Source organism: Janthinobacterium leeuwenhoeki, assembly GCF_051380795.1.
Lineage (GTDB): Bacteria > Pseudomonadota > Gammaproteobacteria > Burkholderiales > Burkholderiaceae_D > Janthinobacterium.
This window is the reverse complement of sequence record NZ_JBNYXT010000017.1, coordinates 36,686-51,249: the sequence shown is the minus strand read 5'-3', so window position 1 is coordinate 51,249 and position 14,564 is coordinate 36,686. Positions and strand designations below refer to the sequence as shown.

Here is a 14,564-nt window from a genome sequence, read left to right as displayed (position 1 = left end):
CTTTCAGCTGTTAATTTTCCCGCAACCAGACCAGACGGGTGGTGCGCTGCGGATCCGTTTTTCGATTGACGAGCGCCACGGCATCCAGGGCGGCACGGTCCAGCCGCACGCGGATGACGGTGAGGAAGTAGCGGCTCTTCACATCGAGTTCCACGCCTTCAATCAGTTCAGCATTAATATTATTCTGGAAATTTAACTTATCGACAAACTTTTTACGCGGATTGCTCAAAGTCAGGGCACTGGCCTCGGACAGCGACATCATCGTCACGGCCGCCAGCACTTCGGCCGGCGCCGTATTCACGTTGATCCCCGTGATCTCCGGCAAGATGATGACGACATCGCGCAGCTGCTCGATCATCTGCGGCGTATAGCCGGGCACGGCCAGCAAATCCTCGACCTGCGTGAAGGCCACCGGTTCGCTGCCGCCACCCGAGGCGGGCGCGGCCGCAGGCGTCTTGCCATCGGCGCCACTGTCAGCGGCGCGTGGTTTCGGCTTCGCGCGCAGCACGGCATCGGCAGTGGCTTGCGCCAGGCCGCTATCGAGCTTCATGTTGGCCAACAGGCGCTGGTAGGCCAGCACCTGTTTCGGATTGATGCTGCCCGTGGCGTCGACCAGGTTGGTAATATTAAACCGCGCCTGCGCGTCGAGTGCGCGGCCCGAGACGGTGGCGTCGAATTTTTCCGTGTCGACCTTTTCGCGGTCCACGTAATCGTCGAGCCGCGCTTCCTCGATGGGCGTGGCCCAGACGCCGTCCAGCGCCGTCAGCATGGGATTGTCCTGGCGCAGCCAGAAGCGGGCAAAGTCGACCATGCCGCGCATGGCCCACTGCGTCTGCAGGCGCAGGCGCTGGTTTTCCATCGAACGCACCTGCACCTGCTGCTGCCAGAACAGGCTGGCGACGACGGTAATGGCCAGCGCCGTCAGCAGCAAGGCCGTGATGACGGCCACGCCGCGCTGGCGCGCGGGGAACTTGACGCGCTTCATCCCGGCCCCAATAAAAAGACTTTGGACAGGCCCGCGTCCTGGCCCGGCATCTGCAGGGTCACTTCCAGGCCAGGCACTTGCGTGGAGATGGTGGCGCCCGCCGTCAGCACGTTCCAGGCGCCATTGCTCCAGCCGCGCATGACCATGCTGTCGACGCCTTGCATCAGGGCCACGTCGGCGCTGGAGGTATCCGTATCGTCACGCGCCGCCTGCCACAGGGTGTCGAGCACGGCCAGGTCGCGCGTGCCGTTCGACTCGCGCCGCGTCAGCACGCCGCCGCGCAGGCGGTAAGTGACCACTTGCAACTGCTGCGGTTCCTGTTCCGATGCGGCCAGGCGCACCAGGGTCAGGCGGTCATTTTCCGCCGACAGGTTCAGGCGGCCATTCAGCAGGGTATTGCTCTGGCCGGCGCCGGCCAGATGGTCGCAATCGCTTTGCATCTGGGCAAACGCCAGTTGCATGCCGCGCGCCTGCTCCAGCTGGCTGGTCAACACTTCGCGCGAACGCATGATGCTGTCCAGGCCGCGCCAGCCCAGCACGGCGACCATGGCCAGGATGCCGATCGCCACGAGCAGCTCGATCAGGGTGAAACCGCCAGCAGGGACAGTGCGGCGCGCCATCAGTCGTTAAAGGAAAGTAACACCAGGCGCACGATGCGCCGGGCCGGGTATTGCGCGTCGTACACGTTCACGCGCACTTGCCGGATGCGGGGATTCGGCGTGGCCACCACTTCTTCCTCGCAGATCAGTTTTAAGTCCCCCTGCGGGCAGTCGACCGTCCGCTTGCCCGTCTGCGGAAAGGTTTTTGCCAGGCGCAGCCGTACCAGGTGGTTTTCCGCCGACCAGGTGGCCATCATGGCGCTGCGCAAGCCATCGCTGTTCTGCGTCAGGCTGCCCACGGCGCGCAGCGAGGCGCCCAGGGCCGTGCCGACGATGACCAGGGCCACCAATACTTCCAGCAAAGTAAAGCCGGACTGCGAGCCGCGCTGGCGGCGGTGAGGTGAGAGCCGCATCATTGTTCGACCGTGAAGTGGCCGATGCCGTCGGCACGGATGGCCACGCTGCGCTCGCCGCTGGCCAGGGTCAGCACGAAAGGCTTGTCGACCGGTTCGCGGCCGAAGATGATGCGCAGCGGCTGGGCCACGCTGTTCGAAGGCTGCACGCTGAGCAGCATGGGCGTGTTGGCAAACGCCCGCTCGCGCAGCAAATCATCCTGCGTCACGGGTTGCCACAGCTTTTCATTGAGGACCAGGAAACGGTATTGATTTTCGTCAGCCTCGAACGCCACCTGCCGGCTGCGCACGATGGCTTCATCGCGCGCCAGTTGCAGCAGCAGCGCGATGCGCTCGGCTTCCTTCTGCAGGGCTTGCTGGCCATTCGGCATGGCGTTCAGCGAGACCAGGCCCAGGGTGACGCCGATGATGACCATCACCACCAGCAATTCGATCAGCGTGAAGCCGCTGGCGCGTGGCCGGGGCGGTGCGCGACCGGTGGTCATGGCAGGCATGCAATGAAAAACTTACAGTTCCCAGGAGCCGATATCGGCATCGTCGCCGCTACCGCCAGGCTGGCCGTCGGCGCCCAGCGAGATCAGGTCGACTTCGCCTTTCACGCCCGGCGACAGGAACTGGTACGGATTGCCCCATGGATCCTTCGGCATTTTTTCCAGGTAACCGCCCGCTTTCCAGCCATTCGCGGCCGGTCCTGTGGTCGGTTTTTCGATCAGCGCCTGCAAGCCCTGCTCGGTGGTCGGGTAGCGCTGGTTATCCAGGCGATACAGTTTCAAGGCTTGCATCACGGTAGCGATGTCGACTTTCGCCGCCGCCACTTTCGACTCGCCCGTGCGGGCAATCAGCTTGGGTACCACCAGCGAGGCGAGAATGCCCATGATCACCACCACGACCATGATTTCGATCAAAGTGAAGCCACGCGCGCGGCGCTGGCGTGTCGGATGGTTTGCTGCGTTTTGCATAAGAAAGAGAGAAGAAGGTGAGTAATGAGTGCAGAGTATAAAGCGGAAATATGACAAAGCCTGTCATATAGGGAAAAATTTCTGCGGCGGAGGTCAGGCCGGCAAGACCACTACACCACAAACGGCGCAGCCGGGGTCGCGCGCGACGCGCATGCTGCTCCATTCCATGTGCAAGCCATCAAGCAGCAACAGCCGTCCCGCCAGTGATTCCCCAACGCCCATGATGAGTTTCAGCGCCTCGGCCGCCTGCATGGCGCCCACCACGCCCACCAGCGGCGCAAACACTCCCATGGTCGAGCACGCCTCGTCCGTGAACTGCTGCTCCTGCGGAAACAGGCAGGAATAACACGGCTGGCTAGCCGTGCGTGGGTCGAAGACGCTCACTTGCCCATCGAAACGGATCACCGCGCCCGACACCAGCGGCACTCTGCCCGCCACGCAGGCGCGGTTGACGGCGTGGCGCGTGGCGAAGTTGTCGGTGCAATCGAGCACCACCGTGGCGGAGCAGACCAGTTCGGCCAGGCGCGCGCCATCGAGGCGCTCCTGCAAGGCGACGATGTCGATCTCGGGATTGATGCCGGTCAAGGTCTCGCGCGCCGACAGCACTTTCGGCTGACCCACGCGGGCCGTCGTGTGGGCGATCTGGCGCTGCAGATTGGTCAGATCGACCGTGTCGTCATCGACCAGGGTCAGCTTGCCGACGCCGCTGGCGGCCAGGTACAGGGCCGCCGGCGAGCCCAGCCCGCCCGCGCCGATCACCAGCACATGCGCATCGAGCAAGGCTTGCTGGCCTTCGATGCCGATCTCGTCTAACAGGATGTGGCGCGAATAGCGCAGCAGTTGATTGTCGTTCACGGGGTCAGACCCGCTGGGGGGATGCGCCCCAATGGGGCACATCCCGATCGCGAAGCGACCGACCCCAGCACTTGCATTGGGTTAAGCATCACGGTTTCTGCACAGGGATTTTCTTGTCATCGGCCTTGATGTCGGAAGCAATTTCCGGCTTGGCGCTGATCTTCTCGCCCTTGGCTTCGACCTTGGCCAGCTGCACCGGCAAGCCCTGGAAATGGTTCAAGGCTTGCTGCAGCTGGAAATCGTCCTTGGCGCCGTATTCGAGCGGCTTGCGCTTTTTCGCCGTGGCGATCAGGCGCTGCTCTTCTTCCAGTTGATCCTGCATGCCTTCCATGGTCGGCTTGGCCGCTTCCGGCTTGCCATCGTTGCTGCTCAGGTGTTTTTCCAGGTCCGCCTCGCGCACCCGCAGGCTGTTCCAGCCATCGCCCTCGGCCGTTTCATCGACCAACAAATCGGGCACGATGCCGCGCGCCTGGATGGCCCGGCCTTTCGGCGTGTAGTAGCGGGCCGTCGTCAGCTTGACGGCCGTGTCGGCCGTGATCTGGCGCAAGGTTTGCACGGAACCCTTGCCGAACGTCTGCGTGCCGATGATGGTGGCGCGCTGGTAATCCTGCAAGGCGCCGGCGACGATTTCCGAGGCGGACGCGGAGCCGGCATTGACCAGCACCACCAGCGGCACGGTTTTCAGCGCGGCTGGCAGCTTGGCCAGCGGGTCGGCCTTGGCGCCCGGCGGCGCATAAAATTCGCGGCGGCCGTAAAACACCTGTTTCGATTCCGGCAACTGGCCTTTGGTGGAAACGATCACGGAGTTACCCGGAAGGAAGGCTGTCGCCACGCCGATGGCGCCCGGCACGACGCCACCGGGATCGTTGCGCAAGTCCAGCACCAGGCCCTTGAGCTTGGGGTCTTGCGCATACAGCGCGTTGATCTTTTTGACCATGTCATCGACGGTCGGTTCCTGGAATTGGGCGATGCGCAGCCAGGCATAGCCGGGCGCGACCATCTTGGCCTTCACGCTTTGCACGCGGATTTCCTCGCGCACGATGGGGAAGACCAGCGGCTTGCTGTCGCCCTTGCGCGACATCGTCAGCACCAGCTTGCTGCCAGGCTGGCCGCGCATCTTCTTGATGACCTCTTCCAGCTGCAAGCCTTTCAGCGGGATATTGTCGAGACGGGTGATCAGGTCACCGGCCAGGATACCGGCCTTGGCGGCCGGGCTGTCCTCGATGGGCGAGACGACTTTCACATAGCCGTCTTCCATGCTCACTTCGATGCCGATGCCGACAAACTTGCCCTGCACGCTTTCGCGCATTTCCTTGAAGGCATTTTTGTCGAGATACACTGAATGCGGGTCCAGCGACGAGACCATGCCGGATATGGCTTCCGTCAAAAGTTTCTTGTCTTCCACCTTCTCGACATAATCGGACTTGATCAGGCCGAAGACGTCGGACAGCTGGCGCAGCTCGTCGAGCGGCAGCGGGGCATTCGTGATTTTTTGCGCCACGGCCGGGAACTGCAGCGACATGCCGATGCCGGCCAGGACGCCCAGACCGATCAGGCCGATACTTTTGACTTTGATGCCCATGTCTTCTTCACAATCTACAAATTCGCTGCCGCAGCAATGGTGGGAACTTAAAACTTCACCCAGGTGGCGGGGTCGAAGGCGCGGCCCTGATGACGCAATTCAAAGTATAGCCCTGATTCCTCGTTGCCGCCGCTGTTGCCCGCGCTGGCAATGGCGTCGCCGCCCTTGACGGCGTCGCCCACGCGTTTCAGCAAGGATTGGTTATTGCCATAAATACTCATGTACTGGCCGCCGTGGTCGACGATGATCAAATTGCCGAAACCGCGCAGCCAGTCGGAAAACACCACCCGGCCGCCGGCGATGGCGTGGATCTCGCTGCCTTCGCCCGTGCGGATGAACACGCCCTTCCAGCTGGGGCCATCGCCGCGCTTGCTGCCGAAGCGGGCGGCAATCTTGCCCGCCACGGGCGCGCGCAGCTGCCCTTTCAGGCTGGCAAAGGCCCCGGCTGGCGCAGCCGGGCCCAGGCTTGGACGTTCCGGTTCCGGCTTGGGTTCGGGCTTCGGTGCCACCTTGGCCACTTGCGGCGGCTCGTCATCGTCGATCGGTTCCAGTTTCACGGGCGGCGGTGGCGGCGTTTGCGGCTTGATCTTGCCCGATTTATTTTGTTGCTCTTTCGCAAGGCGTTCGCGTTCAGCCTGCGCCTGGGCGGCCTTGGCGCGCGCGGCCAGCAGGCGTTCGCGTTTTTCCGCCGCGATCTTGGCGTCGGCGGCCGCTTTGGCGGCAGCGCGTTGCTCGGCCAGCAATTGCTGGCGTTTCTTTTCGGCCGCGGCAGCCGCGGCCTGTTCTTCGATCAGTTTTGCCAGCTTGTCGACCAGGTTGCCCATGCGCTGTTCGTCGCGCTCGACATTGCCAACTTCCTTGCGCTGCGCCACCAGGCGCTGCGACAAGCTCGTCAGCAAGGCGGCGCGGCGCGCCTTCTCTTGCACCAGCAGGGCCTTCTGGTCGCGCTCTTCCTGCGCGATTTCTTCCAGCTCATCCTTGGCGTTCTGCACGTCCGCCTGGTTTTTCTCCACGGCCAGCAAGTTGGCCCGCAAGGCGTCCAGCAGGCGTGCCTGCGCCTGCGACACATACGCCATCAATTGCAAGTCGCGGTTGATGCGGTTGGGGTTATCGCCTGACAAGAGCAGCTTGATGCGGTCTTCGTTACCGGCGACGTATTGTTCACGCAACAACTTTGACAACTGCGTCTTTTGTTTCCCGACCGTGGCCGTCAACTGCTGGTGCTCTTGCCCCAGCGCATTGAGTTTCACGCCCGTCTCGCTTTGCTCCTGCGCCAGGTCGCGCAAGGCGCGGTTGGCGTTGGAAATGGCCTCTTCCGACTCGGCCAGGGTATCGGCCGCGTCATCCTTGGCGCTTTCCGTGCGGCTGATGTCGCGCTTGAGCGCCGTCAGCTTTTGTTGCAATCCAGCACGTTGTGCTTCCGCGGCCGCCTTCTGCTTGCTGCGTTCGGTGGGCTTGGCGCCCTGCGCGGCACCGCTGGAAAGCAGCAGCGCTGCGCACAGCATGGCACCGGCGCGCCACGCCGGCAGGGGTTGTTCAGCAGAGGGGGCGATGGCTGTGCCGCGGAAGAAAGACAACAAGTTACTTGGCCTTCCCTTGGTTCGCCACGGCCGCTTGCGCTGCCGCAATCGCTGCCGGGTCGCCCAGGTAGTAGTGACGGATCGGTTTCAGGTCGGCGTCCAGTTCATACACGAGCGGCTGGCCGTTCGGAATGTTCAGGCCGACGATGTCGCTGTCGCTGATGCCATCGAGCATCTTGATCAGCGCGCGCAGGCTGTTGCCGTGGGCCGAAATGATGATTTTCTTGCCAGCGCGAATGGCCGGGGCGATTTCCTCATCCCAGGACGGCATCACGCGCGCCACGGTGTCTTTCAGGCATTCGGTCAGCGGAATCGACGCTTTCGGCAAGCCGGCATAGCGCGGATCGTTGAACGAGGCGCGGTCATCGTCTTCCGCCAGCGGCGGCGGCGGCGTGTCGTAGCTGCGGCGCCATACCAGTACTTGCTCGTCGCCATACTTGGCGGCCGTCTCGCCCTTGTCCAGGCCTTGCAGGGCGCCGTAGTGGCGCTCGTTCAAGCGCCAGTCGTTCTTGATTGGCAAATACATCATGTCCATCTCGTCGAGGGCCAGCCACAGAGTACGGATGGCGCGCTTCAGGACGGAAGTGTAGGCCAGGTCGAACGTAAAACCTTCCTGCTTGAGGATCTGGCCGGCGGCCTTGGCTTCGTTGACGCCCTTTTCCGTCAGATCGACGTCGGTCCAGCCGGTGAAGCGGTTATCGAGGTTCCAGGTGGACTCGCCGTGACGCATGAAAACGATTTTGTACATAGTTCTATCTTCTCAAGGGGGTTCAAATCAAAAAAGCAAAACGTAAAAAGACCTCGTCCAGCTTCTATTTTATAATGCGCGGATTGACTTAAACCATTGGACCCTACGTGAAATTCATTATCGACCACATTTTTCTGTTTGCCATCGTCATTATTTCCGGCGGCGCCCTCCTCTGGCCACTGCTGTCGATGCGCGGCAAGCGCGCGACCGTGCTGGAAGTCACGCAACTGATCAACCGCGGCAAAACCATCGTCGTCGACGTGCGCAGCGCGGAAGAATTCGCCACCGGCCACTTGCCTGACGCAAAAAATATTCCGCTGCCGGAACTGGCAAAACGCCTGGGCGAGCTGGAAAAATTCAAAACGCGCCCCATTGTAGTGGTTTGTCAGAAAGGTTCGCGTTCGGCAACCGCCGTTGGCCTGCTGGGCAAAGCCGGTTTCGCTGAGGCAACGAGCCTGGAAGGCGGCCTCGACGAATGGAAAAAGCAGGGTTTACCATTGAAGACCTTGTCGCTGGCGAAGTAAGCCTGCGCCAGCACTCACATAAGGAAGCATCATGACCGTCCCAGTAATTGTGTATAGCACCGCCGTGTGCCCGTATTGCGTGCGCGCCGAGCGCCTGTTGGAAGCCAAGGGCGTGAGCGTGCAAAAGATCCGCGTCGACCTCGACCCGGAAGAGCGCATCAAGATGATGGAACGCACGGGCCGCCGCACCGTGCCACAGATCTATGTGGGCGATACCCACGTGGGCGGATTCGACGATTTGTATGCGCTCGATCAAGCCGGCAAGCTGGACCCCTTGTTAAATGGCACGGCAGCCTGATATAAAGCGGGTTCGAGAAATTGCTTGGTTTTTTGTCGTATTGTTTTGATACAATTGCCCTCGCACCTGATCTGACCGTGCCTATCCGGCACGGTTTGAATACCGCAAGTACCATATTTGAACGGTGTGCCGTTCTTGTCCTTTACAACGAAAGCGTTCCATGTCCGACGAAAATCTGCAACCAGTCTTCCAAATCCAACGCGTCTACCTGAAAGACATGTCGCTGGAACAACCAAATTCCCCAGCTATTTTCCTGGAACAAGAAGCACCAGCCATCGAAGTGGCACTGGACGTGGGCGCTGCGCCTCTGGCCGACGGCATCTTCGAAGCCACCGTGACCATCACCGTGACCGCCAAAGTCGGCGAAAAAGTCGCTTTCCTGGTTGAAGGCAAACAAGCCGGCATCTTCGAAGCACGCAACATTCCTGCCGATCAACTCGATCCGCTGCTGGGAATCGGCTGCCCGAACATCATCTACCCTTACCTGCGCGCCAACATCGCCGACGTGATCACCCGTGCCGGCTTCCCGCCAGTGCACCTGGCCGAGATCAACTTCGAAGTGTTCTACCAACAACGTCTGCAAGCTATTGCTGACGCCGCTGCCGCAGCACCAGCAGCCAGCGAAACGCACTAAGCTCTTGCAAGACCCCGCCAGCCGCCAAGGCTGGCCTGACACGGCGGCCTGGCCGCCGTGTTTCGTTAAGGTTCAAAAATATCATGTTGAAAAGTGCGCTCTTGAGCAAGTTCCGCTGGATGGCCGGCGCCGTGCTGCTGCTGGCGACCGCCGCCAGCCACGCCGTCGATTTCAAAACGGTGGGCGCAGCTCCCGTGATCCTGTACGACGCGCCATCCGCCAAGGGCGGCAAGCTGTACGTGGCGCCACGCGGCATGCCGCTGGAAGTCGTGCTCAGCTACGGCGAATGGGTCAAGGTGCGCGACGCCAGCGGCGAAATGGCCTGGACGGAAGCCAAGGGCCTGTCGGCCAAGCGCAACCTCGTGGCACGCGCTGCGAACCTCAAGGTTCGCGCCAGCCCCGATGACACCGCCTCTGCCATCATCCTCGTCGACAAGGGCGTGCTGCTGGAAATGAGCGAGCAACCGAGCTCCGGCTGGATCAAGGTGCGCCACAAGGATGGCCAGAGCGGCTACGTCAAGACCAGCGAAGTGTGGGGCCTGTAAGCACCGCGTCCGTTCCCCCTGCCCCGTTGAGGTTGCATGCAAGTTTCTCCTGAAATCACTCCCGATATGATTCCCGCCGCCCGCAAGATCACCATCCTGGGCGCTGGCGCCTGGGGCACGGCCGTGGCGATGGCCCTGGCCGGCCGCCACGACGTGCTGCTGTGGGGCCGCAATGGCGACGCCATGGCCGCCATGGCCGCCAGTGGCGAAAACAGCTATTTGCCGGGCTTCCCTTTGCCGCCGCAACTGCGCATAGTCGCCGATTTCGACGCCGCCGTCGCGCATGCCGGTGGCGAACACGGCTTGCTGATCGCCGCCTGTCCCGTGGCGGGCTTGCGGCCGATGCTGCATCAATTGAAAGACAAGGCCATCGGCAAGCTGGTGTGGCTCTGTAAAGGGTTTGAAGGCGGCACGGGCTTGCTGCCGCACCAGATCGTGCAGGAAGTGCTGGGCGACAATATCCTTGGCGGCGCCCTGTCCGGCCCCTCGTTCGCACAGGAAGTGGCACGCGGCTTGCCGTGCGCGCTGACCATCGCCTCGCACAGTGCGGCCTTGCGCGGCGCCGTCGTCTCGGCCTTGCATGGCGGCACTATCCGCGTATATGCCAGCGACGACCTGGTGGGCGTGGAAGTAGGCGGCGCCGTCAAGAACGTGCTGGCGATTGCCACGGGCGTGGCTGACGGCCTGGGCCTGGGCTTGAATGCGCGCGCCGCACTGATCACGCGTGGCCTGGCGGAAATCACGCGCCTGGGCACGGCCCTGGGTGGCCAGACGGAAACGTTCATGGGCTTGACGGGCATGGGAGACTTGATTTTGACGTGCACGGGCGACCTGTCGCGCAACCGCCGGGTCGGCCTGGGCCTGGCGCAAGGCAAGGCGCTGGACACCATCGTGGCCGAACTCGGTCATGTAGCCGAAGGCGTACCCTGCGCCAAGGCCGTGCGCGAACTGGCGCGCCGCATGGGCGTCGACATGCCGATCACCAACGCGGTGGCCGGCGTGCTGTTCGATGGGGATTTGCCGCACGTGATGGTGCAGCAACTGCTGTCGCGCGATCCGCGCGCCGAGGCGGCCTGAAGCGCCAGGGGGCTCCTAGCGCCCCGCCTTGGCCATCAATATCGTCAGCAGCACCAAACTGTCTTCGCGCGCTTCCAGCGCATGCGCCTGACCGCCGTGCAGATACAGCATCTGCCCCGACCCCAGCACTTGCTCCCCGCCATGCGCCGTCACCGCCACCTGCCCTTGCAGGCACAGCAGGGTGATTTCACCGAGCACATGATGTTCGGGCATGGTCTTGCCCTTGGGCATGCACATGCGGATCAATTCCAGTTCATCCGTCCTGGCCAGCGCGATGGCGGAAAACTGCGACAGGTCGCCACCGTCCCTGCGCTGTACCTCGATCACCTGCCCTGAACTTGCGTGCTCCAATGCCATCATGTGCTCCTTCAGCAATTACTCGGTGACTTCCTCCGGCTCTTTCGCGCCGCGCATCCACTCGACCAGCGGCCACGCATCCTGCAAGCCTTCCGCCAGGGTCGGCAGCAGTTTCTCGGGCGCATTCACGGGCAACGGCACTTCGGTCCAGACAAAAAAGCTCTTCAGCTTGATGAATTCGATATGTTCGGCGTCCGCGTCGAAACCCTTGGGCGGGCGCTGCAACTTGCCCTCGTTCTGGATGGTGCCGAAACGGGCTTTCAAGCGCTTATTTTTCAGCACTTTGGAAAAACCTGGCGCGTCGTTGACCATGTGCTCGCGCAGCGCCTTCAGCCGGCCAGGCGGCGGCATGTATTCGCCGGCGCCGAACAGTAAATTTCCCTGCCCATCGATCTGCAGATAATACGTGGGGCCGCCCGCCTTGCTGGGACGGCGCATGTCGTTCGGCGCGATGGCGGCCGAAAAACGCGTTTTATACGGGCTCTTGTCGTGCGCGAAACGCACGTCGCGGTTGATGCGGAACAAGGCCTTCTTTGGATTACAGTATTTCACGGCCGGATCGAACTTGCCGAGTTCAGCAATGAGTGACGTCACCAGCGCAAGGAACTCCTCGCGCAGGATGTCGTAGCGGGGCTTGTTCATGACAAACCAGGGACGGTTGTTGTTGTCGCTCAGTTCACGTAAAAATTGGGTCAAGTCACGCACATGCATGTGTCAAATTCCGATCAGCAACTATTTGGAAAGCTCTTTCGGGATGGGGCGCTTGCCCACCATCACGTCGAGTGCCGCTTCGCGATTCTTGCGCAGCACCGTCATTTTAGCTTTTCCGCCGGGCGGGAGTTGGGCGATCAGGTTGAGCATTTCCGTCGTGTCGCCGACGGGCTTGCCATCGACGGCCAGCAGGATGTCGCCGGGCACGATGCCCGCCTTGTCAGCCGGGCCGTTGCGCACCACGCCGGCGATGATGGCGCCGCTCGAGCGCTGCAAGTTGAAGCTTTGCGCCAGCTCGGGCGTGATGTCCTGCGTTTCCACACCGATCCAGCCGCGCACCACGTGGCCATCCTTGATGATGGCTTCCATCACCGTTTTCCCCGTCGAGACGGGAATGGCGAAGCCGATGCCGACGGAACCGCCGCTTTGCGAGTAAATCGCCGTATTGATACCGATCAAGTTGCCGCGCGTATCGACCAGGGCGCCACCCGAATTGCCGAAGTTGATGGCCGCATCCGTCTGGATGAAATTTTCAAAGCTGTTGATGTGCAAGTTGTTGCGGCCCAGGGCGGAGATGATGCCCATGGTCACCGTCTGGCCCACGCCGAACGGGTTGCCGATGGCCAGCACCACGTCGCCCACGCGCGCCAGTTCCGACTGGCCCAGCACGATGACGGGCAGCTTGTCGAGGTCGATCTTGATCACGGCCAGGTCCGTTTCCGGGTCCAGGCCCACCACCTTGGCGGGCGCCTTGCGGCCATCGGTAAGCACGACTTCGATTTCGTCGGCGCCTTCGACCACGTGGTTGTTGGTCAGCACATAACCTTCATGGCTGACGATGACGCCCGAGCCGAGGCTGTTTTTCAAGTCCTCGCCATCGTCGCCGTCCAGGTCGCGCTCACCGAAGAAACGTTTAAAGAAGGGATCGCGCGCCAGCGGATGGGCGCCGCGCTTGGGCACTTGCAGGGTCAGGATGTTGACGACGGCGGGCATGGCGCGCGCCGCCGCGTCGCGGTAGGAACCGGGCGCCAGGCTGCTCGACGCCGTTTCCACCACGGGCACCGGTTTCGCCGCAGAGCCCAGTTGCTGTACCCGGCTGGCCGGGCGCAACGCGCCGTATACAAAGTACAGCGCCAACGCGATCGTCACGGTTTGCGCAAACAATAACCAGAATCGTCGCATACAGTTCTCTACCCAGGTCAGCCGGCCGGTGCCGGAACGACTTATTTTGCCAGATTGTTACTGTTGCGTGCGTTCTGCTGCAGGGAGTCGCGGATTTCACGCAGCAGCACGATGTCTTCCGGCGTGACCGGTGCCACTGCTGGCGCGACAGGTTCGCTGCGGCGGGCCTTGTTCATCAGGCGCACCATCTGGAAGATGATGAAGGCGAGAATGACAAAGTTGAGCAAAATGGTCAGAAAATTACCATAGGCCAGCACGGCGCCCGCCTTTTTCGCTTCCACCAGGGTCATCGTCGTGGCTTGGCCATTCAGAGGCAGGTAGTAATTGGCGAAATCGAGGCCGCCGAAAATGCGGCCGATGGGCGGCATGATCACATCTTGCACCAGGGAATCGACAATCTTGCCGAAGGCGCCACCGATAATGACACCGACCGCCAGATCGACGACGTTGCCTTTCATTGCAAATTCTTTAAATTCCGTCATCATTGCCATGAATTTCTCCTTCGGATATGTATAAAAAACATGCCGATCATACTATTGATTCCCGGTGCCACCAACTTGTGGTTGCTGGCGAGACCAATTCGGGCACAGCCGGATGCATCTAGTTCGAAAGAACTAGCCACCTCCTGCAAAAGTATATAAATTATGGTACAAGCAACGTTTTTGTTCTATTCGTTGTTTGCTTCACTTATAATTTGCGGTTGCCAGAAGTGGCTTTTTCACTTCCGGATAATCAACAAGAAACTGGCACGGGCTGCGCCATAGTCCGAAGTTCCGCAGGGATGTTGCCACTTTACCGTACAAAGATGCGGGTTGCGGCAAACAGTGGGAAAGAGCTTCGGCGACGGGTTTTTCGCGGCTGCCACTCATAATAAAGATTCGCATTTTGACTGATTGGGGTTTGCATGAGTAACGAAAAGCAGGTCGATTCAGGCCGTCGCGGCTTGCTCGTCGCCACGTGCGCGGCGGGCAGTGTAGTTGGATTGGCAACCGCGGGAGCCTTGGTAAGCACCTTCCAGCCGTCGGAGCGCGCGAAAGCGGCTGGCGCGCCGGTCGAAGTAGACATCACCACCTTGCAACCGGGCGAAATGCGCACCGTCGAATGGCGTGGCAAGCCGGTCTGGATCCTGAAGCGCACGCCGGAAATGATCGCGTCGCTCAAGCAAACCGATGGCAAGGTCGCCGACGCCAAGTCCCAACGCAATCCCGCCGAATTCACGCCTGACTACTGCATGAACGAAGCGCGCTCCATCAAGCCTGAAATTCTCGTCGCCGTCGGCATCTGCACCCACCTGGGCTGCTCCCCTTCCTCGAAATTTACCCCTGGCCCGCAACCGTCGCTGCCCGATGACTGGGAAGGCGGCTTCCTGTGCCCTTGCCACGGCTCCACCTTCGACATGGCTGGCCGCGTGTTCAAGAACAAGCCGGCGCCGGACAACCTGCAAGTGCCGCGCCATATGTACCTGAGCGACACCAAATTGCTGATAGGTAAAGACGAGAAAGGCGAGGCTTGATC

19 protein-coding genes are annotated in these 14,564 nt (G+C 61.6%); 6 read left to right on the top strand and 13 right to left on the bottom strand.

The genetic code is table 11. The features are described 5' to 3' along the window. Nucleotides 1–10: 10 nt before the first annotated feature. The 9 genes from gspK to gpmA form a co-directional block, all read right to left on the bottom strand. On the bottom strand, nucleotides 11–985 hold the full coding sequence (gene gspK, locus ACQ4WS_RS14990) for a type II secretion system minor pseudopilin GspK (RefSeq protein WP_436477462.1): 975 nt from the start codon (nucleotides 983–985) through the stop codon (nucleotides 11–13). Beyond that, nucleotides 982–1,605: a PulJ/GspJ family protein gene (locus ACQ4WS_RS14985; protein WP_436477460.1), complete on the bottom strand. Its 624-nt coding sequence runs from the start codon at nucleotides 1,603–1,605 to the stop codon at nucleotides 982–984. The genes gspK and ACQ4WS_RS14985 overlap by 4 nt, the downstream gene beginning before the upstream one ends. After that, nucleotides 1,605–1,997, bottom strand: coding sequence for a type II secretion system minor pseudopilin GspI (gene gspI, locus ACQ4WS_RS14980; protein ID WP_436477458.1), 393 nt, complete (start codon nucleotides 1,995–1,997; stop codon nucleotides 1,605–1,607). The genes ACQ4WS_RS14985 and gspI overlap by 1 nt, the downstream gene beginning before the upstream one ends. Continuing rightward, on the bottom strand, nucleotides 1,997–2,491 hold the full coding sequence (locus ACQ4WS_RS14975) for a GspH/FimT family pseudopilin (RefSeq protein ID WP_051959291.1): 495 nt from the start codon (nucleotides 2,489–2,491) through the stop codon (nucleotides 1,997–1,999). The genes gspI and ACQ4WS_RS14975 overlap by 1 nt, the downstream gene beginning before the upstream one ends. A 12-nt stretch (nucleotides 2,492–2,503) precedes the next feature. After that, nucleotides 2,504–2,956 carry a type II secretion system major pseudopilin GspG gene (gene gspG, locus ACQ4WS_RS14970; RefSeq protein WP_102123085.1) on the bottom strand — a complete coding sequence of 151 codons (453 nt, stop codon included), beginning with the start codon at nucleotides 2,954–2,956 and terminating at the stop codon, nucleotides 2,504–2,506. A 93-nt stretch (nucleotides 2,957–3,049) separates the two neighbouring features. Further along, a complete protein-coding gene (locus ACQ4WS_RS14965) occupies nucleotides 3,050–3,811 on the bottom strand; it encodes a HesA/MoeB/ThiF family protein (protein ID WP_436477455.1) in 762 nt (253 codons plus the stop codon). A gap of 88 nt (nucleotides 3,812–3,899) precedes the next feature. Further along, on the bottom strand, nucleotides 3,900–5,393 hold the full coding sequence (locus ACQ4WS_RS14960) for a S41 family peptidase (protein ID WP_436477453.1): 1,494 nt from the start codon (nucleotides 5,391–5,393) through the stop codon (nucleotides 3,900–3,902). Nucleotides 5,394–5,440: 47 nt separating this feature from the next. Beyond that, complete coding sequence (locus ACQ4WS_RS14955) at nucleotides 5,441–6,898, bottom strand: murein hydrolase activator EnvC family protein (RefSeq protein WP_436477520.1); 1,458 nt, start codon at nucleotides 6,896–6,898, stop codon at nucleotides 5,441–5,443. Between the two features lie 76 nt (nucleotides 6,899–6,974). Then, nucleotides 6,975–7,721, bottom strand: a complete 747-nt coding sequence (gene gpmA, locus ACQ4WS_RS14950) for a 2,3-diphosphoglycerate-dependent phosphoglycerate mutase (protein ID WP_436477451.1) — start codon at nucleotides 7,719–7,721, stop codon at nucleotides 6,975–6,977. A 107-nt stretch (nucleotides 7,722–7,828) separates the two neighbouring features. Between gpmA and ACQ4WS_RS14945 the strand changes: the two genes are divergently transcribed. From ACQ4WS_RS14945 to ACQ4WS_RS14925, 5 genes are all read left to right on the top strand, one after another. Beyond that, a complete protein-coding gene (locus tag ACQ4WS_RS14945; protein ID WP_131687945.1) occupies nucleotides 7,829–8,245 on the top strand; it encodes a rhodanese-like domain-containing protein in 417 nt (138 codons plus the stop codon). A 31-nt stretch (nucleotides 8,246–8,276) separates the two neighbouring features. Next, nucleotides 8,277–8,543 carry a glutaredoxin 3 gene (gene grxC, locus ACQ4WS_RS14940; RefSeq protein WP_422727220.1) on the top strand — a complete coding sequence of 89 codons (267 nt, stop codon included), beginning with the start codon at nucleotides 8,277–8,279 and terminating at the stop codon, nucleotides 8,541–8,543. Between the two features lie 160 nt (nucleotides 8,544–8,703). After that, the gene (secB, locus tag ACQ4WS_RS14935; protein WP_034783580.1) at nucleotides 8,704–9,177 is read left to right on the top strand and encodes a protein-export chaperone SecB; all 474 of its coding nucleotides are present in this window, start codon (nucleotides 8,704–8,706) and stop codon (nucleotides 9,175–9,177) included. A gap of 83 nt (nucleotides 9,178–9,260) precedes the next feature. After that, complete coding sequence (locus ACQ4WS_RS14930; protein ID WP_436477449.1) at nucleotides 9,261–9,722, top strand: SH3 domain-containing protein; 462 nt, start codon at nucleotides 9,261–9,263, stop codon at nucleotides 9,720–9,722. 36 nt (nucleotides 9,723–9,758) lie between these two features. Then, nucleotides 9,759–10,799, top strand: coding sequence for an NAD(P)H-dependent glycerol-3-phosphate dehydrogenase (locus ACQ4WS_RS14925; protein ID WP_436477447.1), 1,041 nt, complete (start codon nucleotides 9,759–9,761; stop codon nucleotides 10,797–10,799). A 15-nt stretch (nucleotides 10,800–10,814) separates the two neighbouring features. Here the strand turns inward: ACQ4WS_RS14925 and ACQ4WS_RS14920 are convergent, their stop codons facing one another. From ACQ4WS_RS14920 to mscL, 4 genes are read right to left on the bottom strand one after another with little or no spacing between them, the layout of a single operon-like run. Beyond that, a complete protein-coding gene (locus ACQ4WS_RS14920) occupies nucleotides 10,815–11,159 on the bottom strand; it encodes a cupin domain-containing protein (RefSeq protein WP_436477445.1) in 345 nt (114 codons plus the stop codon). 15 nt (nucleotides 11,160–11,174) lie between these two features. After that, a complete protein-coding gene (locus tag ACQ4WS_RS14915) occupies nucleotides 11,175–11,867 on the bottom strand; it encodes a DUF2461 domain-containing protein (protein WP_436477443.1) in 693 nt (230 codons plus the stop codon). Between the two features lie 21 nt (nucleotides 11,868–11,888). Beyond that, nucleotides 11,889–13,049, bottom strand: a complete 1,161-nt coding sequence (locus tag ACQ4WS_RS14910) for a Do family serine endopeptidase (RefSeq protein WP_436477441.1) — start codon at nucleotides 13,047–13,049, stop codon at nucleotides 11,889–11,891. A gap of 41 nt (nucleotides 13,050–13,090) precedes the next feature. After that, complete coding sequence (gene mscL, locus ACQ4WS_RS14905; RefSeq protein WP_436477439.1) at nucleotides 13,091–13,540, bottom strand: large conductance mechanosensitive channel protein MscL; 450 nt, start codon at nucleotides 13,538–13,540, stop codon at nucleotides 13,091–13,093. A 413-nt stretch (nucleotides 13,541–13,953) separates the two neighbouring features. Between mscL and petA the strand changes: the two genes are divergently transcribed. Next, nucleotides 13,954–14,562, top strand: a complete 609-nt coding sequence (gene petA, locus ACQ4WS_RS14900; RefSeq protein WP_436477437.1) for a ubiquinol-cytochrome c reductase iron-sulfur subunit — start codon at nucleotides 13,954–13,956, stop codon at nucleotides 14,560–14,562. Nucleotides 14,563–14,564 lie beyond the last annotated feature (2 nt).